Annotated in this window: 19 protein-coding genes; 16 read left to right on the forward strand and 3 right to left on the reverse strand. The window is 67.7% G+C overall.

Annotated features, from left to right (window positions below):
• The first annotated feature begins 161 nt into the window (after positions 1-161).
• The 7 genes from F6X51_RS00390 to dxr all read left to right on the forward strand — a co-directional run bounded on the left by F6X51_RS00390 (position 162) and on the right by dxr (position 7,016).
• Positions 162-1,229 carry a 30S ribosomal protein S2 gene (locus F6X51_RS00390; RefSeq protein ID WP_150960881.1) on the forward strand — a complete coding sequence of 356 codons (1,068 nt, stop codon included), beginning with the start codon at positions 162-164 and terminating at the stop codon, positions 1,227-1,229.
• A gap of 140 nt (positions 1,230-1,369) precedes the next feature.
• On the forward strand, positions 1,370-2,296 hold the full coding sequence (gene tsf / locus F6X51_RS00395) for a translation elongation factor Ts (RefSeq protein WP_150960883.1): 927 nt from the start codon (positions 1,370-1,372) through the stop codon (positions 2,294-2,296).
• A 272-nt stretch (positions 2,297-2,568) separates the two neighbouring features.
• Complete coding sequence (gene pyrH / locus F6X51_RS00400) at positions 2,569-3,291, forward strand: UMP kinase (RefSeq protein ID WP_150960885.1); 723 nt, start codon at positions 2,569-2,571, stop codon at positions 3,289-3,291.
• 144 nt (positions 3,292-3,435) lie between these two features.
• The gene (gene frr / locus F6X51_RS00405; protein ID WP_150960887.1) at positions 3,436-3,999 is read left to right on the forward strand and encodes a ribosome recycling factor; all 564 of its coding nucleotides are present in this window, start codon (positions 3,436-3,438) and stop codon (positions 3,997-3,999) included.
• A 167-nt stretch (positions 4,000-4,166) separates the two neighbouring features.
• Positions 4,167-4,952, forward strand: a complete 786-nt coding sequence (locus F6X51_RS00410; protein ID WP_150960889.1) for an isoprenyl transferase — start codon at positions 4,167-4,169, stop codon at positions 4,950-4,952.
• Between the two features lie 32 nt (positions 4,953-4,984).
• Positions 4,985-5,824 (forward strand): phosphatidate cytidylyltransferase, encoded by an 840-nt coding sequence (locus tag F6X51_RS00415; protein ID WP_246696545.1) that lies wholly within the window; start codon positions 4,985-4,987, stop codon positions 5,822-5,824.
• A 13-nt stretch (positions 5,825-5,837) separates the two neighbouring features.
• Positions 5,838-7,016: a 1-deoxy-D-xylulose-5-phosphate reductoisomerase gene (gene dxr / locus F6X51_RS00420; protein ID WP_150960893.1), complete on the forward strand. Its 1,179-nt coding sequence runs from the start codon at positions 5,838-5,840 to the stop codon at positions 7,014-7,016.
• Between the two features lie 10 nt (positions 7,017-7,026).
• On the opposite strand, the gene F6X51_RS00425 is transcribed toward dxr, so the two are convergent.
• A complete protein-coding gene (locus F6X51_RS00425) occupies positions 7,027-7,674 on the reverse strand; it encodes a TetR/AcrR family transcriptional regulator (protein WP_150960895.1) in 648 nt (215 codons plus the stop codon).
• Positions 7,675-7,796: 122 nt separating this feature from the next.
• Here F6X51_RS00425 and F6X51_RS00430 point away from each other — a divergent pair, with 122 nt between their 5' ends.
• From F6X51_RS00430 to lpxB, 9 genes are all read left to right on the forward strand, one after another.
• The gene (locus tag F6X51_RS00430; RefSeq protein ID WP_150960897.1) at positions 7,797-9,017 is read left to right on the forward strand and encodes an HlyD family secretion protein; all 1,221 of its coding nucleotides are present in this window, start codon (positions 7,797-7,799) and stop codon (positions 9,015-9,017) included.
• 10 nt (positions 9,018-9,027) lie between these two features.
• Positions 9,028-10,608 (forward strand): DHA2 family efflux MFS transporter permease subunit, encoded by a 1,581-nt coding sequence (locus tag F6X51_RS00435; RefSeq protein ID WP_150960898.1) that lies wholly within the window; start codon positions 9,028-9,030, stop codon positions 10,606-10,608.
• Positions 10,609-10,777: 169 nt separating this feature from the next.
• Positions 10,778-11,935, forward strand: a complete 1,158-nt coding sequence (rseP, locus tag F6X51_RS00440) for an RIP metalloprotease RseP (protein WP_150960900.1) — start codon at positions 10,778-10,780, stop codon at positions 11,933-11,935.
• Between the two features lie 436 nt (positions 11,936-12,371).
• Complete coding sequence (gene bamA / locus F6X51_RS00445; RefSeq protein ID WP_150961427.1) at positions 12,372-14,918, forward strand: outer membrane protein assembly factor BamA; 2,547 nt, start codon at positions 12,372-12,374, stop codon at positions 14,916-14,918.
• A 51-nt stretch (positions 14,919-14,969) separates the two neighbouring features.
• Positions 14,970-16,031: a UDP-3-O-(3-hydroxymyristoyl)glucosamine N-acyltransferase gene (gene lpxD / locus F6X51_RS00450; protein WP_150960902.1), complete on the forward strand. Its 1,062-nt coding sequence runs from the start codon at positions 14,970-14,972 to the stop codon at positions 16,029-16,031.
• 278 nt (positions 16,032-16,309) lie between these two features.
• Complete coding sequence (gene fabZ, locus F6X51_RS00455; protein WP_150961429.1) at positions 16,310-16,774, forward strand: 3-hydroxyacyl-ACP dehydratase FabZ; 465 nt, start codon at positions 16,310-16,312, stop codon at positions 16,772-16,774.
• Positions 16,771-17,583 carry an acyl-ACP--UDP-N-acetylglucosamine O-acyltransferase gene (gene lpxA / locus F6X51_RS00460; RefSeq protein WP_191969965.1) on the forward strand — a complete coding sequence of 271 codons (813 nt, stop codon included), beginning with the start codon at positions 16,771-16,773 and terminating at the stop codon, positions 17,581-17,583. Before fabZ ends, lpxA begins: the two co-directional genes overlap by 4 nt.
• Before the next feature lie 26 nt (positions 17,584-17,609).
• The gene (locus F6X51_RS00465) at positions 17,610-18,470 is read left to right on the forward strand and encodes an LpxI family protein (RefSeq protein WP_150961431.1); all 861 of its coding nucleotides are present in this window, start codon (positions 17,610-17,612) and stop codon (positions 18,468-18,470) included.
• Positions 18,467-19,615 (forward strand): lipid-A-disaccharide synthase, encoded by a 1,149-nt coding sequence (gene lpxB / locus F6X51_RS00470; protein WP_246696546.1) that lies wholly within the window; start codon positions 18,467-18,469, stop codon positions 19,613-19,615. The genes F6X51_RS00465 and lpxB overlap by 4 nt, the downstream gene beginning before the upstream one ends.
• Before the next feature lie 69 nt (positions 19,616-19,684).
• Here the strand turns inward: lpxB and gltA are convergent, their stop codons facing one another.
• On the reverse strand, positions 19,685-20,974 hold the full coding sequence (gene gltA / locus F6X51_RS00475) for a citrate synthase (RefSeq protein ID WP_150960906.1): 1,290 nt from the start codon (positions 20,972-20,974) through the stop codon (positions 19,685-19,687).
• Between the two features lie 222 nt (positions 20,975-21,196).
• Complete coding sequence (gltX, locus tag F6X51_RS00480; protein WP_150960908.1) at positions 21,197-22,624, reverse strand: glutamate--tRNA ligase; 1,428 nt, start codon at positions 22,622-22,624, stop codon at positions 21,197-21,199.
• Between the last annotated feature and the right edge of the window lie 54 nt (positions 22,625-22,678).

The following is a 22,678-nucleotide window of genomic DNA, read 5'->3' on the forward strand; positions in this document are numbered from 1 at the left end:
GCGCGCGGCAGGCGCCTTGCCTTCCCGGGGCCGCTCTGCTAAGGCCCCGCCCATCCCACACGCGGAGCCGGCCTCATGCCTGAATGAGGCGTTTCCGGTGACCGGCTCGCGCGAGCCGGTCGCTTCCTCCGCGGCGGTATCAACCGGAGAGAACCCAGATCATGGCCGTCGATTTCTCTATGCGTCAGCTCCTCGAGGCGGGCGCCCATTTCGGACACCAGTCGCACCGCTGGAACCCGAAGATGCAGCCCTACATCTTCGGCACCCGCAACAACATCCACATCATCGACCTCGCCCAGACCGTTCCGGCGCTGCACCAGGCGCTGCAGGCGGTGAGCGACACCGTCGCCAAGGGCGGCCGCGTGCTGTTCGTGGGCACCAAGCGCCAGGCGGCCGACACCATCGCGGAGGCGGCGAAGCGCTCGGCCCAGTACTACGTCAACTCCCGCTGGCTCGGCGGCATGCTGACCAACTGGAAGACCATCTCGGGCTCGATCTCGCGCCTGCGCAAGGTCGACGAGACCCTCGAGGGCGGCGGCCAGGGCCTCACCAAGAAGGAGCGCCTGATGCTCTCCCGCGAGAAGGAGAAGCTCGAGAAGGCGCTCGGCGGCATCAAGGACATGGGCGGCGTGCCCGACCTCCTGTTCGTGATCGACACGAACAAGGAGCAGCTCGCCATCAAGGAGGCCCGGCGCCTCGGCATCCCGGTCGCCGCCATCGTGGACACGAACTGCGATCCGGACGGCATCACCTACGTGGTGCCCGCCAACGACGATGCCGGCCGCGCCATCGCCCTCTACTGCGACCTGATCGCCCGGGCCGCCATCGACGGCATCTCGCGCGGCCAGGGCTCGTCCGGGGTCGATCTCGGCGCCTCCGAGGAGCCGATCGCCGAGGAGCTGCCGGCGAACGACGACCTCGCGGCCTCCGTCGGGTCGGGCGACTTCAACGCCGCCGACGTCGCGGCGCTCGCCGAGTCGACCGAGCATTTCGAGCTGCTCGCCGCCCCCCGCGGCGCGCCCGACGATCTGACCAAGCTCAACGGCGCCGGTCCCCAGATCGTGCAGAAGCTCAACGATGCCGGCATCTACCATTACTGGCAGATCGCCGCGATGAGCCCCGAGGACGTCACCCGGGTCGACGCCGACCTCAAGCTCAACGGCCGCTTCGGCCGGGACGGCTGGGTCGACCAGGCCCGCGGCTTCGTCGAGGCCGCCGCCGCCGCGTGAGCCCCCGGTCCGGCGGCTTGAGACCGGGCCGCCCCGGACGGATCTGAAAGACCCTTCGGGCCCGGTGCTCTGACCCTGAGCGCCGGGCTCCTTATCATCTGAACGACCCCTCTCTGAACGACCTGAAGGAAGGACCGGCCATGGCCAACATCACCGCCGCGATGGTGAAGGAGCTCCGCGAGACGACCGGCGCGGGCATGATGGATTGCAAGGGCGCCCTGAACGAGACGGGCGGCGACATCGAGGCCGCCGTCGACTGGCTGCGCAAGAAGGGTCTCGCCAAGGCCGCCAAGAAGGCCGGCCGCGTCGCCGCCGAGGGTCTCGTCGCCGTCGAGTCCTCCGGCCACCACGCCGCCATCCTCGAGGTGAATTCCGAGACGGACTTCGTCGCCCGCAACGACAACTTCCAGGCGTTCGTGCGCGAGGCCGCCAAGATCGCCCTCAACACGGACGGCACCGTCGAGGGCCTGCAGGCCGCCAAATTTCCTGGCGAGTCGACCACCGTGTCCGAGAAGCTGCAGACGCTCATCGCCACCATCGGCGAGAACATGAACCTGCGCCGGGTCGCCAAGCTCGACGTGCGCAAGGGCGTGATCGCCTCCTACGTGCACAACCAGATCGCCGACGGCCTCGGCAAGATCGGCGTGCTCGTGGCGCTCGAGTCCGAGGGCGATGTCACCGGCCTCTCGACCCTCGGCCGCCAGATCGCCATGCACGTCGCCGCCACGAACCCGGTGGCGCTCGACGCCTCCGGCGTCGATCAGGCGACCCTCGAGCGCGAGAGCAACATCCTGCGCGAGAAGAACGCCGGCAAGCCGGACCATGTCCTGCAGAAGATCGTCGAGAGCGGCCTGAAGACCTACTACAAGGAGGTCACCCTCCTAGAGCAGTCCTTCGTGCATGACGGCTCCAAGACCGTGACGCAGGTCCTCAAGGAGGCCGAGTCGAAGGTCGGCGCGCCGGTGACGCTCACCGGCTTCGTGCGCTACGCCCTCGGCGAGGGCATCGAGAAGGAAGAGGGCCCGGACTTCGCCACGGAAGTCGCCCAGCAGGCCGGCCGCAGCTGAGGCCGCTCGGGCCCCTCCCGCGCGGGGAGGGGCCTCGCCGGTGCCGGCGGATCCGGGCTCCGGCACCCGCCGGCCGGCGAGCCCGGAACGACGAAACGTGCCGGGTCGGAGTGGTGCCGCGCCCGCTTGTCCGAAGGATCGGGCCTCAGGGGCCAAGCCAGACCCGCGGGGAGCGGCGATCGCCCCTCGACGGCTCCCGAACGCTTAAGTAGAAGCGCCTCGGTTGCAATGCAGGCCGGGTTCGTCGCGGCCGGCAACGAGGGGATAGCCGGATGCCGGAAACGACGCCGTTTCGCCGCGTGCTCGTGAAGCTCTCCGGGGAGGCGCTGGCCGCACCGGACGGCTACTGGCTCCATCCCCCGACCCTCGCGGGCCTCGCCGAGGACATCGCCCGCACCATGCAGGCCGGGATCGAGGTCGCCCTCGTGGTCGGCGGCGGCAACATGATCCGCGGCGCCCGCATCTCGTCCGCCGGCTTCATCGACCGCGCCACCGGCGATTCCCTCGGCATGATGGCGACGGTGATGAATTCGCTGGCGCTTGAGACCGCGCTCAACGCCGCCGGCGTCACGGCCCGGACCATGTCGGCGGTCTCGATGCCGACGATCTGCGAGACCTACGCCCGCCAGCCCGCCCTGCATCACCTCGACAAGGGGCAGGTCGTCGTGCTCGCGGGGGGCACTGGCAACCCCTACTTCACCACCGATACGGCGGCCGTCCTGCGCGCGGCGGAGCTGCGCTGCGATGCCGTTCTCAAGGCGACGCAGGTCGACGGCGTCTACTCGGCGGATCCGAAGCACGATCCCTCGGCGATCCGCTACGACCGCATCACCCATGACGAGGCCATCGCCCGCGACCTCAAGGTGATGGACACGGCCGCCTTCGCGCTCGCCCGCGAGAGCCGCCTCTCCATCGTGGTCGGGTCCGTCCACGCCCCGAGCTCGATCACCGCGATCCTCACCGGCGCGGCGGCGTCGACGCACGTGGTCCCCTAATCGCGGGAGCGCGGCGCGGACCGGTCCCGGCGGGCCGGAACGGCATTTGCGGCGATGGGGTTTTTCGTTCATTGAAACCGCAACACGCCGGGCCGCCTCGCCCCGGCGCACGCATCAATCGGGACGTGTCGGAAAGCGCAGAGAATGGCCACACCGGACTTCGACTTGAACGACATCAAGCGCCGCATGCAGGGCGCCGTCAGTTCGCTCTCCAAGGACCTCGGTTCGCTGCGCACCGGCCGGGCCACGCCGAGCCTCCTCGATCCGATCCAGGTCGATGCCTACGGGGCCTCGATGCCGATGGCGCAGGTCGCGACCGTGAGCGTGCCGGAGCCGCGCCTGCTCAGCATCTCCGTCTGGGACCGGGGCATGATCTCGGCCGTCGAGAAGGCGATCCGCGAGTCCGACCTCGGCCTCAACCCGCAGACCGAGGGACAGACCATCCGCCTGCGCATCCCCGAGATGAACGAGCAGCGCCGCAAGGAGATGGTCAAGGTCGCGCACAAGTACACGGAGGAGGCGCGCGTCGCCGTCCGCCACGTGCGCCGCGACGGGCTCGACCACCTCAAGAAGCTCCTCAAGGACAGCGCCATCTCGGAGGATGACGAGAAGCGCCAGGCCACCGAGGTGCAGAAGGTGACCGACCAGCACATCGCCGAGATCGATGGGGTGCTCGCTTCCAAGGAGAAGGAGATCATGCAGGTGTGAGCATCCTGCATGGCGCCGGTCCTGTCCGGGCCCGGCGCACCGCGATCCCGCCGGTTCCTGGCGGCGCAAGGCGCGATCTGGCACGAGGGTCCGCGCCGCTACGATATCGGCACGAAGTTCGGGAGAGACGCGTGGGGCATCGTGAGCGCCCGCGTCACGAGGCAGGCATGACGAGCGAGAGCCAGACGGCCGCCCGATCGGGTGCGGCGCCAGCCGCGCCGCGCGGGCTTGCGCCGCAGCCGGTCGCGCCTCAGCACGTCGCCATCATCATGGACGGCAACGGCCGCTGGGCCGCCCATCGCGGCCTGCCGCGGGTCGAGGGCCATCGCCGCGGCCTCGAGGCGGTGCGCCGGGCGGTCCGCGCCGCGATCGATCTCGGGATCCGCTACCTGACGATCTACAGCTTCTCCTCCGAGAACTGGCGCCGCCCGCCGGCCGAGGTGGCCGACCTGATGGGGCTCCTCAAGCTCTTCGTCCGCCGCGACCTCGCGGAGCTCCACGGCAACAACGTGCGCATCCGCATCATCGGCGAGCGCGAGGGCCTGAGCCCGGACATCGCGGGCGTCCTTCGCGAGGCCGAGGAGAAGACCGACGCGAATACCGGCCTGACGCTCGTGGTCGCCTTCAATTACGGCGGCCGGCAGGAGATCCTGCGGGCGGTGCGCCACCTCGCCGAGGCGGTGGCCGAGGGGCGCCTGCGGCCGGACCAGATCGACGCGGAGGCCGTGACGCGCGCCCTCGACACCGGCGGCATCCCGGACCCGGACCTCGTCATCCGGACATCGGGCGAGCAGCGCCTGTCGAACTTCCTGACCTGGCAGACGGCCTATTCCGAATACGTGATCGTGCCCGATTTCTGGCCCGATTTCGATCACCGCGCCTTCGCGGCGGCGATCGATGAGTATCACCGGCGCGACCGCCGCTTCGGCGGCCTCAGCGAGAAGGCCGGCTGATGTTGGTCCGCGGCGAGGCCGCGCCTTCGCCGATGCCGAGTCGAAATCCCTTCGGCGGTCGCGAGTTCGGGCTGCGCGTCTTCTCCGGCCTCGTCCTCGCCGTCATCGTGGTCTCGGCCCTCGTCCTCGGCGGCTGGCCCTTCGCGCTGATCTGGCTCGCGGCCGGCATCGTCGGGTCGGCCGAGTGGATCGGCATGAGCCGGGTCCTGCCGGCAAAGCCCGCGGCCGGCATCATCGCCGCGACCCTCCTCGGCCTCGTCGTCTGCCTGGAGGGCGATATCGCGCCCGCCTTGCCGCTCGGGCTCCTCGGGCTCGGGATCCTCGCGCTCGCGCTCGTCGCGCGCGGTTGGCGCGGGCGGCTGCGCGCCATCTGCGGGCTGCTCGGCGCCGTGGTGATCGCCCTCGTGCCGACCGCCCTGCGCGACGATCCCGGGATCGGCATCCTCGGGCCCGCCTGGATGTTCGCCGTGGTCTGGTCGACGGACATCGTCGCCTACTTCACCGGCCGGACCTTCGGCGGTCCGAAGCTGATGCCCAAGGTCTCGCCCAAGAAGACATGGTCGGGCGCCCTCGGGGGGCTCGCCGCCGGCACCCTGATGGGCGTCGGCGCCGTGGCGCTGGCGCGCCAATACGGCTGGAGCAGCCTCGCGGCGACCCATCTCGGCCTCGTCGCCCTGGCGAGCGCCACCGCGTCGATCCTCAGCCAGGGCGGCGACCTTGTGGAATCCGCCCTGAAGCGTATCCACGGCGTCAAGGATTCCGGCCGCTCGATCCCCGGCCATGGCGGCGTCATGGACCGGCTCGACGGCTTCTTCGCCGTCGCCCTCCTGGCCGGCCTCTACCTGATTCTCCGCCGCCTGATCGCGGCCTGACGGAGCGAATTCCGTGACCCTGACCGTCACCGTTCTCGGCGCCACCGGCTCGATCGGCCGCTCGACCACCGACCTCCTGGCCCAGCATGCCGGGCGCTTCCGCGCCGGGTCCCTCGTGGGGGGCAAGGACGTGGCGGCGCTGGCGAAGCTCGCCCGCGAGATGAAGGCCGGCTTCGCCGCCCTCGCCGACGCGGGCGCGGGGCCGGCCCTGCGCGAGGCGCTCTCCGGATCCGGCATCCCGAACGGGGCCGGCGAATCCGCCGTGCTCGAGGCGGTGGAGCGCGACGCCGACATCGTGGTCGCGGCGGTCAGCGGGGCCGCGGGCCTCAAGCCGACGCACGCGGCCCTGCGCCTCGGCCGCACGGTGGCGCTCGCCAACAAGGAGAGCCTCGTCTGCGCCGGCGACGCCTTCATGCGCGACGCGGCCCGCTACAAGGCGCGCCTGCTTCCCGTCGATTCCGAGCACAACGCCCTGGCCCAGGCCCTCGGCGATGGACGCGTCTCGGACGTGGCCAAGATGACGATCACGGCCTCGGGCGGCCCGTTCCGGACCTGGACCCGCGAACGCATCGCGGCCGCGAGCCCGACCGAGGCCGCGGCCCATCCGACCTGGTCGATGGGCATGAAGATCAACATCGATTCCGCCTCCCTGATGAACAAGGGGCTGGAGCTGATCGAGGCGCATCACCTGTTCGCGATCGAGCCCGAGCGCCTGGACGTCATCGTGCACCCGCAATCGATCGTGCATGGGCTGGTCTACTGGCGCGACGGGGCGGTGACCGCGGGCCTCGCCATGCCGGACATGCGGGTGCCGATCGCCCATTGCCTCGGCCTCGGCGACCGCCTCACCATCGAGCGGGGCCGCAATCTCGACCTCGCCGCCGCCGGCAGCCTCACCTTCGAACCCGCCGACGAGGCCCGCTTTCCCTGCCTCGCCATCGCCCGCGCGGCCTTGGCCGCTGGCGGCGCGGCGCCGACCGTGATGAACGCCGCCAACGAGATCGCGGTCGCGGCCTTCATCCGCGGCGCGATCGGATTCTACGCCATCGCCGAACTGGTGGAGCGGGCCTGCGCGCATTTCGCGCCCCGGTACCGTGGCGCGCCCGCCGACGTCGACGAGGCCCTGGCGATCGATGCCGAGGTGCGGGCCTGGAGCCTCGAGGCGCTGCCCCTCGCCCGCGCCGCAGAGTAGAGGCGGCCCGTCAGGCCTCTGGGCCGTAGGCGGCGAAGAACACCCGCACGGCCTCCCGGACCTGATGACCGGTCTCGGCCGCCGTTCCGGCCTCGCCGGCGGCGAAGAGCAGGCGCGTCAGGAGCCCCGCCTGGCACAGGTGCAGGAAGTGCCTCGCGGCCAGGGGCGCATCGCAGTCGCGCAACCGCCCCGCCGCGATCTGCGCCGTGAGATACCGGGTCAGCCGCGCGGCGCCCTGCGCCGGGCCGGCCTCGTAGAAGGCTTGCCCGAAGCGCGGAAACTTCTCGGTCGCGCCGATCACCATGCGGATCACCGCCACGTGCTCGGGCCGCATCATCTCCGCCAGATAGGTCTGGCCGAGACGCGTGAGCACCGCTCGGACGTCTGGATCGTCGACGTCGAGGCGGAACAGGGACTCGGCGAGGCCGCGCTTCTCCTCCAGGGTGAGGGCTTCGAACAGCGCCTCCTTGCTGTCGAAATAGACGTAGAGCGTTCCCTTCGAGACCCCGGCCGTCCTGGCGATCTCGCCCATGCTGGCCCCGTCGAAGCCCGAGGCGAGGAAGACCGCCCGCGCGCCGTCGAGGATCTGGCGGCGCTTGTCCGTCTCCGCCGGGCCGCGCACCGGGTTGCGCTCGAGGGTCTGCGCCTCGTCTGTCATCGCTCGCTTCCCGATTGACCGAACCGTTCAGTCATTTTACATATTCGCCGAACACCCTGCCCGTCAACGGGCGCGGCTCATTGACCGAACCGTTCAGTCAACCGGTAGTTGAGATTTTCGCGATGGCACTTCGTGAAGACGGCGCGATCGCCGAAGGCCTTGCCGACGCGGCCGACATTCCGGCGGCCGCCCGCATTTCGCCCGCCGCGCGCGCACCCGCCACGGCCTCGCCGGCGGAGGCGGGCGGTCCGGCCTCGGCACAGCGGCGCAAGCCCCTGCGCAGGCTCCTCCTGCTCGGCCTCCTCGCGGCCGGTCTCGCGGGCGGCGCCCACAAGGCGCAGGAATGGTGGACGGTCGGGCGCTTCTTCGTCTCGACGGACGACGCCTACGTGCAGGCCGACATCTCGGTCCTCGCCGCCAAGGTCCCGGGCTACCTCGCCGAGGTGCCGGTGCGGAACGGGCAATCGGTGCGGAAGGGTGACGTGATCGCCCGCCTCGACGACGGCGATTACCGCCTCGCGTTGGAGGCCGCTCATGATAAGTTCCAGACCCAGCAGGCCACGATCGCCCGGATCGGCCATCAGATCGAGGCGGCGCGGGCCCAGATCGCCCAGGGTGCGGCGCAGATCGAGGCGAACAAGGCCGACGCGGTTCGGGCCGCGGCGGATTACCAGCGCCAGCAACAGCTCGAAAAGTCTGATTTCGTTGCGAAATCCCGCATCGAGCAGGCGCGCGCTGATCGCGACCGCTCGGATGCCGCCGTCAAGGGCGCGGAAGCGTCGCTCATCGCGACCCGCGCCAATGTCGATGTCCTGCGCGCCCAGCAGCGCGAGGCGGAAGGCCTCGCCGTCGAGCTGAAGAACGCCGAGGACCGCGCCGCCCGCGATCTGGCCTTCACGACGATCCGCGCTCCGTTCGATGGTGTCGTCGGGAATAAGGCTGTGGAGGCAGGCGCTTACGTGTCGCCGGGCTCGCGCGTCGCCGCGCTCGTGCCGCTCGAGAGCGTGCGCATCGATGCGAATTTCAAGGAGACGCAGCTCGCCCGCATGCGGCCGGGCCAGCCCGTGCACATCGCGGTCGACGCCTATCCCGACCGCGACATCGTCGGCGAAGTGGAGTTCCTGTCCCCCGCCTCGGGCTCGGTCTTCAGCCTGCTGCCCCCCGACAACGCCACCGGCAACTTCACCAAGATCGTGCAGCGCCTGCCCGTGCGCGTCCGCGTCCCCGAGGAGGTCGCCCAGGAGGGCCTGCTGCGTCCGGGTTTGTCCGTGACCGTGCGCGTCGACACCCGGGCTTCCGGATCCGGCGCGGAGGCGCGGCTGCGCACGGCCGGTCACCCGTAGGACCGTCGCTATGCCTCAGACGGCCGTCAGTCCCGCCATCGCAGTTCCGGCGGAGCCGCCGCTCGATCGCCGCCGCATGGTGGCGTTCCTCTGCATGGTGTTCGGTATGTTCATGGCGATCCTGGACATCCAGATCGTGTCGGCCTCGCTCGCCGAGATTCAGGCCGGTCTCTCGGCATCCGCCGACGAGATCCCGTGGGTTCAGACGAGCTATCTGATCGCCGAAGTGATCATGATCCCCCTGTCGGGCTTCCTGTCGCGGGTGATCTCGACCCGGTGGATGTTCTGCATCGCGGCGGGCGGCTTCACGCTGATGAGCCTGATGTGCGCGACCTCCACCTCGATCAACGAGATGATCCTCTGGCGGGCGCTTCAGGGCTTCATCGGCGGCGGCATGATCCCCACCGTCTTCGCATCGGCTTTCACGATCTTCCCGCCCTCGAAGCGCTCGATCGTGTCCCCGATGATCGGGCTCGTGGCGACGCTCGCCCCGACGATCGGACCCACGGTCGGCGGATATCTGACCGACATGTTCAGCTGGCACTGGCTGTTCCTCATCAATATCGTGCCCGGCATCTTCGTGACGATCTCGACCTATCTCCTCGTCGATTTCGACAAGCCGAACCTCGACCTGTTCAAGCATTTCGACTGGTTCGGCCTCGCCTTCATGGCGGGCTTCCTGGGCTGCCTCGAATACGTGCTCGAGGAGGGGCCCAACCACGATTGGCTCTCCGACGAGGCCGTCTTCGCCTGCGCGATCGTCTGCGCCGCCTCGGGCGTCGCCTTCTTCTGGCGCGCGTTCACGGCGCGCGAGCCCATCGTCGATCTGCGCGCCTTCTCCGATCGCAACTTCGCGGGCGGCTGCGTCTTCAGCTTCGTGATGGGAATCGGGCTCTACGGCCTGACCTACCTCTACCCGGTCTATCTCGGCCGCGTGCGGGGTTATTCCGCCCTGCAGATCGGCGAGACGATGTTCGTCTCCGGCCTCTGCATGTTCGCCACCGCCCCGATCGCCGGGCGCTTCTCGGGCAAGGTGGACCCCCGCATCCTGATGGCCATCGGCTTCGCGGGCTTCGCCGCCGGGACCTGGATCGTGACGGGTCTGACCAAGGACTGGGACTTCTGGGAACTCCTGCTGCCGCAGGTGCTGCGGGGCTGCTCACTCATGCTGTGCATGATCCCGATCAACAACATCGCGCTCGGCACCCTGCCGCCGTCCCGCATGAAGAATGCATCCGGCCTCTACAACCTCACGCGCAATCTCGGTGGGGCAGTCGGGCTCGCGCTGATCAACACCCTGTTGAACGACCGCTGGGATCTGCATCTCGCCCGCATGCACGAGCGCTTCACCTGGACCAACACAGCCGTCCTCGAGCGTCTCGATGCGATGCGTCGTCAGTTCGAGGTGTTGGGAGGCGATGCCTCCGGCATGAGCCTGAAGGCGATGGCGAACACCGTCCGGGTGCAGGCCTTGCTCATGAGCTTCTCGGATGTGTTCCTGATCCTGACCGTGCTGTTTCTCGCGATGGCCTGTGCGACGCCTCTGATCCGGCGCCCTCGTGCCGCCGCGCCAGCCGGCGGTGGCCACTGACGGGGATTGGAAAGCGGGGATAGCGGGTGCGTGCGGGGCGGGCATGTCGCGTTCAGGCTCCCCGGCATGCGACCATCCTGCCCCACGCGCGGGTTTGCGTTGGCTTGGCAGCCTCCCGATCTGCTAGGACGGTTGCGATGGTCGCTCGAGCGGCCCCAAGGATCGACGCATGGACTTTCTCAACGCCATGGGCGGCACCGCTGCCGGCTTCTTCGGCGCCGTGATTCCGTTCCTCATCGTGCTCACCATCGTGGTGTTCGTGCACGAGATGGGACACTTTCTCGTCGGCCGATGGTGCGGCGTCGGCGTGAACGCCTTCTCGATCGGTTTCGGGCCGGAGATCTTCGGCTTCAACGATCGCCACGGCACGCGCTGGAAGCTCTGCGCGATCCCCCTCGGCGGGTATGTCAAATTCTTCGGCGATGCGAACGGGGCGAGCGTGCCGGCCCCCGAGGTCGTGGCCCGCATGACCCCGCAGGAACGGGCGATCAGCTTCCCGACGCAACCCGTGGGTAAACGCGCGGCCATCGTTGCGGCCGGACCGATCGCCAACTTCATCCTGGCAATCGCCCTCTTCAGCGGCGCCATCTGGCTCGGGGGGCGCTACGAGCTGCCGCCGCGCGTCGAGGCCGTCATGCCGAACAGCGCGGCCGCGCGCGCCGGTTTCGAGCCCGGCGACATCATCAAGGCGATCGACGGCAGCCCGATCACCAATTTCATCGCGATGCAGCGTACGGTCTCGTCGAGCGCGGACTCGACGCTGGCCTTCACGATCGAGCGCGCCGGCGAGGAGAAGACGCTCACGGCGACGCCGGAAGTCTACGAGGAGCGCACGCCCTTCGGCCGGCACCGTCTCGGCCGCCTCGGCATTCAGGGTCCCAAGGGGACGGAGGCGAAGCTCGTCCAGTACGGGCCGGTCCAGTCGCTTTCGCTCGGCGTCTACGAGACCTATTTCGTGGTCGATCGCACCTTCTCGTATCTCGGCAAGCTGATCACGGGACGCGAATCCGCCGACCAGCTCTCCGGTCCGATCGGGATCGCGCGCGTCTCCGGCGAGGTCGCCAAGGTCGGCGGTGTCGGGGGCCTCGTCGGCCTCGTCGCGCTCCTGTCGGTCTCGATCGGCCTCCTGAACCTGTTCCCGGTTCCCCTCCTGGATGGCGGCCACCTCCTGTTCTACGCCTTCGAGGTGATCCGCGGCCGGCCGCTGAGCGAGCGTGCTCAGGAGATCGGATTCCGGATCGGCCTCGCCCTCGTGTTGATGCTGATGCTGTTTGCCGCCTGGAACGACATCCTTAACCTCGGCGCGTCCTGGGGCCGTGGGACATGAGGCCGCTGAGCTGAGGCCATGATCGAGCCGGACCCGCAGAATTGTTTCCTTGCAAGTCCCGGCTCCATGTTCGCCTGACCTCGGCCGTAATGTGACCATGATCTCAGGCCGGCCGATGGTTCCGGCGCCACACCGCGACGCAAGGGAGTGTTGACGGTTCCTCAACGGGGTCGTCATCAGCTCTGGAAATCCTCGCATTTGCGGGGATTTACGGGAAATTCACCCTGTCGGGCGATCCTGTTGAAATCGCCGACAGCGTTAAGTGGCGCGAAGGCCACGTCCCCTCAAAATCCCCAGGCGCGGCCCCCTCGGAGCGTTTGCTTCCAGGGGGAATCCCGCTAGAAGCTGGGCTGGGACCAGGGGTAGGACGGTCGGTTAACGGCCGCCTTCCTGCGGGTGAGAACCCGTGCCGACAATAAAACAGACGGGCGATTACATGATGTCGATGACGGGGAAGCGCCGGCGTAAGTCGGTGGAACGGACCATCGTCCTAGTCGCCGCCGCAGCCGCCGGTGTCGTGCTGGGCGGTGCCGCGCAGGCGCAGCAGATCGTCGTCCAGGGCAACAAGCGCGTGGATTCGGATACGATCCGGTCCTACGTGACGGGCACGGCGTCGGGCTCGAGTGAGGAGGCGCGGCGCAACCTCCTGGCGAGCGGGATGTTCTCGGACGTCAAGGTCTCTCAGTCCGGCGGCCGGACCCTCGTGACCGTGCGCGAGAACAACCTGATCAACCGCGTCGTCTTCGAGGGCAACAAGAAGGTCGAAAAGGCCACCCTCGAGGCTGAAGTCGAAGCCAAGGCCCGCGGCTCCTTCAGCACGGCGATCGTCAACGCCGATCTCCAGCGCATCCGCGAGATCTACCGCCGCGCCGGCCGTGGCACCGCCAAGGTGAGCTACCGCACCGTCGATCTGCCCAACGGCCGCGTCGATGTGATCTACACGATCGATGAGGGCGACAAGACCGGTATCGTCGCGATCAACTTCGTAGGCAACCAAGCCTACTCGGAGTCGAAGCTCAAGGATCTGATGAGCTCCTCCGAGATGAACTTCCTCAGCTTCGTCAAGACCTCGGACGTCTACGATCCGGACAGAATCACCAACGATCTTGACCTCGTGCGCCGCTTCTACCTGAAGAACGGCTACGCCGATTTCCGGGTGGTCAACGCCGATGCGCGCTACGTCGAAGGCGAGCAGAACGGCTGGATCATCACCGTCACGGTGGAAGAGGGTGAGCAGTACCGGGTGGGTGCAGTGGCGATCGACTCGCGCCTGCCGGGCCTCAACACCCAGAGCCTTGATGGCGAGGTTCGCGCGGCTGTGGGCGACGTCTACAACGCCGAGGACGTGGAGAAGACGCTGACCGGCGTGACCACGCAGGTCGCGCGCCAGGGCTACCCCTTCGCGCAGGTGCGGCCGACGGGCCAGCGCGACCGCGCGACCCATCAGGTGGCGCTCGGCTTCGTGGTGGAAGATGGCCCGCGCGTTTACGTCGAGCGCATCAACATCCGGGGCAACACCCGCACGCGCGACTACGTCATCCGGCGTGAGCTCGATATCACAGAAGGCGACGCCTACAATCGGGTCCTGACGGACCGGGCTGAGCGACGCCTGAACGGCCTCGGGTTCTTCAAGAAAGTGCGGTTCTCCAACGAGCCGGGCTCGTCGCCGGACCGCGTGGTCATCAACATCGATGTCGAGGATCAGCCCACGGGGTCGTTCTCGGTGGCGGGCGGCTACTCCACCCAGGACGGCATCATCGGTGAAGTCTCGGTGTCCGAGTCGAACTTCCTCGGCCGTGGCCAGTATGTCCGCGTGGCGGGCACGGGCGGACAGTATTCGCGCGGGTTCGATTTCTCGTTCACCGAGCCGTACTTCCTCGGCTATCGCCTGGCTGCGGGCTTCGACGCCTTCTACAAGTACAGCGATCTGACCCGCTACTCGCGTTACGAGACGACCGTCTATGGCGGGCAGCTGCGCGTCGGCCTTCCGATCACGGAAGAGTTCGGCATCACGATGCGCTACTCGCTCTACAACACCGAGCTGAAGGTCCCGAACACCCTCAAGAAGCCGTACAACGACTGCTCCGTGCCGATCCCGGGTTACACCCGCCTCACCAACGGTCAGATCGCGACCGGTGCGCCGGGCGAGCTCGCGGCCTACCCGCTCTGCGCCTATGACGGTGAGGCCTCGATCGCGCTCAAGGGCTCGCAGGGCAACACGCTGACCTCGCTGGCCGGCCTCACGCTCGCTTACTCGACGCTCGATAACATCGGCTCCCCGCGCAACGGCCTCTACGCCGAGCTGAAGCCGGACGTGGCTGGTCTCGGCGGCGACTCCAAGTTCTTCCGCGTGACGGGAGATGCCCGCTACTACAAGGAGCTCTGGGAGGACGTGGTCGGCTTCGTCCGCATTCAGGGCGGCAACGTCCAGTCGCTCGATGGGAACCCGCTCCGCATCACCGACCAGTTCTTCCTCGGCCCGTCGCTCGTCCGCGGCTTCGCGCCGAACGGCATCGGCCCGCGCGACGTCGGCATCGCCGACAGCCGCTCGAACGCGATCGGTGGCTCGACCTACGTCGGTGGTACCGTCGAAGTGCAGTTCCCGATCTGGGGCATTCCGCGCGACCTCGGCCTGAAAGGCGCGGTGTTCGCCGACGCCGGTACCCTGTTCGGGTATCACGGTCGGCGCACCTTCAACGTCAACGGCGACTCGTTCATCAACGGCGTGGCACCGGGCGGAGCCTGCAGCTTCAACGCCTTCACCATCGGCGTCGAACCCGAGTGCGTGAACGTCCACGACTCGGCCAAGATCCGCTCCTCGATCGGTGCCTCGATCCTGTGGAACTCGCCGCTCGGCCCGATCCGCTTCGACTATGCCTACGCCATCTCGAAGGACGAGGGTGTTCGGGTGCCCGGTACCAACTTCCGGGTCGGCAAGGACCAGACGCAGGCGTTCCGGTTCTCCGGCGGCTCGCGCTTCTAAGAAAAGAGGGTCGCGCGCCGAGCCGGAATTCCGGCCGGCGCGTTGTCCGGCATGTCCGATCCCGTCTTCTTCACTGGCCGCATCAGCCTCAGCCTCGGCGAGATCGCCGAGGCTGCCGGCGTTTCATTGCCGATCGACACCGACCCGGCAGCACGCTTCTCCGGCGCAGCCCCCCTGGAGAGCGCCGGGCCGAGCGAACTCGCCTACATGGACAATGCGCGCTACGGCGACGCGCTCGCGGCGACCGGGGCAGGGGCCTGCCTCGTCTCGCCGCGTTTCGCCGGCCGCGTACCGGCGGCGACGATCGCCTTGGTCACGCGCGATCCCTACCGAGCCTACGCGGCGCTTCTCGCCCGAATGCACCCCGACGCGGTGCGCCCGGCGGCCCTCTTCGGCGCCGACGGTGTCGCGCCGGGCGCCCATGTCCACCCGGAAGCGAGGCTTGAGGACGGCGTGCAGGTCGATCCGGGCGCCGTGATCGGGTCGGGTGCCGAGATCGGATCGGGCACGGTCATCGGCGCGAACGCCGCGATCGGCCCGAATGTACGGATCGGGCGCGATTGCTCCATCGGATCTAACACGACGCTGATCCACGCGCTCGTGGGCAATCGTGTCATCGTCCATCCGGGGGCCCGGATCGGGCAGGACGGCTTCGGCTTTGCGATGGGCATAAGCCACCTGAAGGTGCCTCAGATCGGCCGCGTGGTGATCCAGGACGATGTCGAGATCGGAGCCAACACGACGATCGATCGGGGCGCGAGCCGCGACACGGTGATCGGGGAGGGCACCAAGATCGATAACCTGGTGCAGATCGCCCATAACGTCGTGATCGGCCGCCACTGCATCATCGTCTCGGGGGTGGGCATCTCGGGCTCCACCACTCTGGAGGATTATGTCGTCCTCGGCGGACAGGTCGGGGTCGTCGGCCACCTGCGGATCGGCAAGGGCTCGCAGATCGCGGGATCCTCCAATGTCAATCGCGATGTGCCGCCGGGCAGCCGCTGGGGTGGAACGCCCGCGAAGCCTGTTCGCGCTTGGTTCCGCGAATTGACTACGCTCGCGCGATTGGCGGAGCGAGCCGGGCGGGATGAGCCGGGCGACGGCAAGGATTGATCCGGCGGTGATCGTCGGACTTTCAACGCCCTGCGACCATCGATGACGGAAGGTCGGCAGCGGCGCGAAACTCGACGAACGCTGTTCTGAGTCCTGAAGCTCAGCCGGAATGCTCTGAAAGTCTCGCCGGGCCTTTGAAATAGGCCGCCGCTGTCACCGATCCATCAGGGCTTGCTTCCGCCCACTTTTCTGCCGAAGAGGACAGATCAATCGGATGATCGAGCAAGCAGCGTCTGGCGAGCGAGCCAGGGCGGCGGACGGAAGAGGTGCGAGAATCGATGAGTGAGATGGCGCGTGAGCTCGGCTCGGCCGACATACAGAAGGTGCTCGAGCTCCTCCCCCACCGCTATCCCTTCCTGATGATCGACCGGATCATCGACATCGACCGTGACGAGAGCTGCATCGGTATCAAGAACGTCACCATCAACGAACCGCAATTCACCGGGCATTTCCCGGATCTGCCGGTGTTTCCGGGTGTGCTGCTTATCGAGGGCATGGCGCAGACCGCGGGCGCGATCTGCTGCCGTCACATCATGTCGGACGATCTGCGGACGAAGCAGGTCTTCTTCATGACGATCGACAAGTGCAAGTTCCGCAAGCCGGTCGTTCCGGGGGACACGGTTCATTATCATATGAAGAAGCTCAACCAGCGGCGGACCATGTGGTGGTTCCGCGGCGAGGCCCGTGTCGGTGATGCCCTGGTGGCCGAGGCCGAGATCGGTGCCATGCTGGTGACCGAGTGAGCGCCGGGATGATCCATCCGAGCGCCGTGATCGAAGACGGCGCAACCATCGGCGACGGCGTTCGCATCGGGCCGTTCTGCCATGTCGGTCGCGGCGTCGATCTCGCGGAGGGCTGCGAACTCGTCAGCCACGTGGTGCTCGCCGGAGACACCCGCATCGGGCCGCGCACCCGCATCTATCCGTTCGCGTCGATCGGTCATCCACCGCAGGACCTGAAATACCGCGGCGAGGCTTCGACGCTGAGCATCGGGTCGGACTGCGTGATCCGCGAGGGCGTCACCATGAATCCGGGTACCGCCGGTGGCGGCCTCGAGACGGTGGTGGGCGATCAGTGCACCTTTCTGGCGAACGCTCATGTGGGCCATGATTGCCGCGTCGGGAGCGGCGTCATCTTCTCGAACAACGTCATGCTCGCCGGGCATTGCAGCGTCGGTGACTACGCGATCCTCGGCGGTGGTGCCGCGGTGATCCAGTTCGCGCGCGTCGGCGCGCACGCATTCGTCGGTGGTCTGTCGGGGCTCGAGAACGACTGCATTCCCTACGGCATGGTCCTGGGCAACCGGGCCTACCTCTCGGGCCTGAACATCATCGGCCTTCAGCGGCGGGGATTCGCGCGGGAGGACATCCACGCGCTCCGGCGCGCCTACCGCGCGTTGTTTGCCCTTGAGGGTACGCTTCTGGAGCGTGTCGAGGACGTCGCGGCCGAATTCCAGAAGCATCCGGCCGTGACGGAAATCCTCGACTTCATCCGTGCGGGCGGCAAGCGCTCGATCTGCACGCCGCGCGAGACACCCGCGAGCGCGGCCTGAACGGAGCTATGCCGCTCACCCCGCGAATGGAGGCGCACTTACCGGCAGACCGGACGCTCGTCCTCGTCGCGGGCGCAGGGCGGCTGCCGGAACTCGTCGCGGCATCCCTCGAACGGGCGGGCCGTCCATTCAAGGTTCTCGGCGTGCGCGGCTTCACGGATCGCGCGATGCGCCGACGCTCGGACGCGGTCGTCGATCTTCTCGACGTCGCCGGCACCTTGCGCGTTCTGCGAGACTGGGGACCGGCCGCGGTGGTGGCGGCCGGCGGTGTGGCGCGTCCGAGCCCAGCGGCGATCTTCAACGCGGCGGCTGCGATGCGCAACCGCGATGCGCTGCGGGCCATCACCAGCGGTGGAGACGACCGGCTGCTCCGCGCCGTACTCGCACTCCTCGAGGCGAACGGCCACAGTGTGCTCGGCATCCACGAGGTCGCTCCCGACCTCCTGAGCCCCGAGGGACGCCTCGGCCTTCACGATCCGGACGAGGCCGCGCAGGCTTCGATTGCCACCGGGCGCGCTGTTCTCGCCGCACTCTCCCCCTTCGATGTCGGTCAGGCCGCTATCATTGCGGCCGACCGGATCGTGGCGGTCGAAGGTCCGGAAGGCACCGATCGGATGCTCGCGCGGGCGCGTGCGATCACCCGAAAGCCCTTCGGATTCGGACGCCCGCTTCCGGGCGCTGTCCTGGTGAAGGTCTCCAAGATCGGGCAGGATCTCCGGATCGACCTTCCGACGATCGGCCCCCAAACGATCCGGGCGGCCGGCGCAGCCGGCTGTGCCGGGATCGCCGTCCAGGCGAACCATACGCTGGTGATCGACCGGGCGGCGACCATCGCCGCCGCGGACCGCCACGGTCTGTTCCTCTTCGGATTGGGAGCTGACACGTGAAAGTCTGGCTCGTGGCCGGCGAAGATTCCGGTGATCAACTCGGCGCCAAACTGATCCGCAGCCTTCGGGAATTGGCGCCCAGGCCGATCGAGTTCGGCGGGGTGGGCGGCGACGCCATGGCGGCGGAGGGGTTCCACTCGCTGTTCCCGCTCGATGATGTCGCGGTGATGGGCTACCTGCCCGTGCTCGCACGCCTGCGGACACTTCTGCGGCGCATCCGGCAGACGGTGGCCGACATCGTGGCGGCGCGGCCCGACGTTCTCGTGATCATCGACAGCCCGGGCTTCACCCATGCGGTCGCCAAACGGGTCCGGAAGGCGGCACCCGGAATCCCCATCGTCGATTACGTCTCGCCGAGCGTCTGGGCATGGCGGCCCTGGCGGGCGGCCGGGATGCGGCCGTTCATCGACCACGTGATGGCACTCCTGCCTTTCGAACCGGAGGCGCACCGTCGCCTGAACGGGCCAGCCTGTACCTATGTCGGCCACCCGCTGATCGAACGTCTCAGCGAGCTGAGGCCCGATCCCGGAGAGATCACGCTCCGAGAACGGCGGCCGTGGCAGCTCGTGATTCTTCCGGGCTCCCGCCGCTCTGAAATCGAGCGGCTGATGCCCGTCTTCGGCGAGGCGCTCAAGCGCGTGCGAGCCCACCTCGGCCCCGTTGAGGCTGTGCTTCCGGCCGTATCGCGGCATCGCTCATTGATCGAGCGGCTCTCAGCGGCTTGGGACAGCCCGGTGGACGTCGTGCACGGCGAGCAGGCCAAGCTCGAGGCCTTTCGGCGGGCGCGCGCCGCGCTCGCGGCGTCCGGGACCGTCACGCTGGAACTCGCCCTGTCGGGCGTTCCGATGGTCGTTGCCTACAAGGTCTCGCGCATTGAGGAAGCCGTCGCCCGGCGCCTGATCCAAGTCCCGACCATCGTGCTGCCGAACCTGATTCTCGGCGAGAACGCCATGCCGGAGTTCATCCAGGCCGAATGTACGGCCGAAGCGCTCGCAGACGCCCTCGTGCCCCTCGTCGAGGGTGGCGAGGCACGCTCGGCTCAGGTGCAGGCACTTGAGCGAATCGATGGGCTCATGCGCTTGTCGGACGGCGACCAGCCCAGTTTGAGCGCCGCCCGGATCGTCCTGGCTTCGATCGAGCCCTGAGCCGGCCATCAGCAATCGGTGGTTCGTCATGCGAGAAGGGAGCGCAACGCTCCCTTCTCGCATCGTTCCTCAGCCGCGCTGGCTGATCGGCACGTATTCCCGCTTGTCGGGTCCGATGTAGAGTTGGCGCGGACGGCCGATCTTCTGGGACGGATCCTCGATCATCTCGGCCCACTGGGCGATCCAGCCGACGGTGCGTGCCAGGGCGAAGAGCACCGTGAACATATCGGTCGGGAAGCCCATCGCCTTCAGGGTGATGCCCGAGTAGAAATCGATGTTCGGATAGAGCTTTTTCTCGATGAAGTACTCATCTTTCAAAGCAATCTGCTCAAGTTGCATCGCAACCTCGAGCAGTGGATCATCCTTGATGCCGAGTTCTCCGAGCACCTCGTGGGTGGTCTTCTGCATGATCCGCGCACGGGGATCGTAGTTCTTGTAAACGCGATGGCCGAAGCCCATCAGGCGGAAGGGATCGTTCTTGTCCTTGGCCTTGTCGACATACTGCTTCACACGATCGGGCGTGCCGATCTCCATGAGCATCTTCAGTGCGGCCTCGTTCGCGCCGCCATGCGCGGGCCCCCACAGGCACGCGATGCCGGCTGCGATGCAGGCGAAGGGGTTGGCGCCCGATGATCCGGCGAGCCGAACTGTCGAGGTCGACGCGTTCTGCTCGTGATCGGCGTGAAGGATGAAAATCCGATCGAGCGCGCGAGCAAAGATAGGGTTGACCTGATACTCTTCACAGGGAACGGCGAAGCACATCCTCAGAAAATTTGAGGTGTAATCCAGCTCGTTCTTGGGATAAACGAAGGGCTGACCGATCGAGTACTTGTATGCCATCGCTGCCAGCGTCGGCATCTTGGCGATCATCCGCAGTGAGGCGATCATCCGCTGCTTCTCGTCGGAGATGTCCGTCGAGTCGTGATAGAAGGCCGAGAGCGCGCCCACGCAGGCAACCATCACGGCCATCGGGTGCGCGTCGCGCCGAAAGCCCTGGAAGAAGCGGTTCATCTGATCATGCACCATCGTGTGGCGCGTGACGCGGTAGTCGAAATCCGCCTTCTGGGCCGGTGTCGGCAACTCGCCGAAGAGCATGAGGTAGCAGGTCTCGAGGAAGTCGCCCTGCTCGGCGAGCTGCTCGATCGGGTAGCCGCGGTAGAGCAGGACGCCCTCGTCACCGTCGATATAGGTGATCTTGGATTCGCAGGATGCCGTCGAGGTGAATCCGGGGTCGAAAGTGAAGACGCCGGTCTTCGCGTGCAGCTTGCCGATGTCGATGACGTGCGGGCCGATCGTCCCGGTCTTCACCGGAAGGTCGATCTGCTTGTCGTCCACGGTGATGGTGCTGGATGCGCTCATGGAGACGTGGACCCTTTCCTAGCAACAGGACGGCGCCGGCCCGGGCGGCGACGTGAGCCTTGGCCCGGGTCCGGGGCGGAACGGCAGCATTGCTGCAGTTGCTCACAGGACCATCGGGTTAGCGGATCAACTCCCCGCCATCAACGGGCCGGGTGACATCCGCTTCTGAACACCAAGCGAAATCCAGGCCGAGATCCACCCGGCCGGGCTGCGCCATGACGTCTACGCGCTCTGCGCCTGATCGCGCAGGCGCGCAAGGCTCTCCTCCCGGCCAAGCACCGCCATCACGTCGAAGAGGGGCGGCGAGGTGGTACGGCCGGTCAGAGCGGCACGCAGTGGTTGAGCAATCTGTCCCAGCTTCAACCCAGCCCCCTCCGCGAAATGCCGCACCGCGGCCTCCGTCGTGGTCGCGGACCAATCCGAAAGGATTTCGAGGGTGGGCAGCACGGCAGCGAGGCGGGCGCGCGCGTCGTTGCCGAGCAGCCCCTTCGCCTTCTCGTCGAGGGCAAGCGGACGCGGCGCATAGAGGTAGTACGCGCTGTCGATCAGTTCGACGAGGGTCTTCGCTCTCTCTTTCAGTCCCGGCATCGCGGCAATCAGTTTCGCGCGAAGGTCCGGACCGATCGGCGCGGTGAGCGCATGCTCTGGCCCGAGTGCCGGGACGATCGTCTCGATGGCATCGACCAGCGCCGCATCCTCCGAAGTCCTGATGTAGAGCCCGTTCAGGTTCTCGAGCTTCGCGAAGTCGAAGCGCGCAGGGGACCGCCCGATGGATTTCAAGTCGAAGGCTCCCACCATCTCGGCCGTCGAGAAGACCTCCTGATCTCCGTGGCTCCACCCGAGGCGAACCAGATAGTTGCGCAGGGCGGCCGGAAGGTAACCGAGGTCCCGGTAGGCATCGACGCCGAGGGCACCATGCCGCTTCGACAGCTTCGCCCCATCCGATCCGTGGATCAGCGGGATATGCGCCATCGCCGGCACGTCCCAACCGAGGGCCTGGTAGATCTGCCCCTGCCGCGCGGCGTTTGTCAGATGATCGTCACCGCGGATGACCTGGGTGACGCCCATGTCGTGATCGTCCACCACGACGGCGAGCATGTAGGTTGGATTGCCGTCAGAGCGCAGCAGCACCAGGTCGTCGAGGTCCCGGTTCTGCCAGGTGACCCGACCCTGGACCCCATCCTCGACCACGGTCTCGCCGTCGATCGGAGCGCGCAGGCGGATCACCGGCTTCACCCCCGCGGGTGCGTCGGAGGAATCACGATCGCGCCACCGCCCGTCATAACGGATCGGCCGCCCCTCGGCGCGGGCGGTCTCGCGCATGGCGGCGAGTTCCTCCGGCGTTGCGTAGCAATGATAAGCGTGGCCGGCCACGAGGAGGTTCTCGGCGACCTCGCGATGACGCTCGGCTCGCGCGAACTGGTAGACGACGTCGCCATCCCAATCGAGGCCGAGCCAGCGCATTCCATCCAGGATGGCGTCGATCGCCCCCTGCGTGGAACGCTCCCGGTCGGTATCCTCGATACGCAGCAGCATGCGGCCGTCGAAGTGGCGCGCATAGAGCCAATTGAACAGGGCCGTGCGGGCACCGCCGATATGCAGGTAACCCGTGGGGGAGGGCGCGAAGCGCGTGACGACGGCTGACGACATCGATCCAGTTGAACGTTCGAGTGAAAGGGCGTGCGAATGATGGCGGGGGGAGAT

This window comes from Methylobacterium planeticum, assembly GCF_008806345.1.
Lineage (GTDB): Bacteria > Pseudomonadota > Alphaproteobacteria > Rhizobiales > Beijerinckiaceae > Methylobacterium > Methylobacterium planeticum.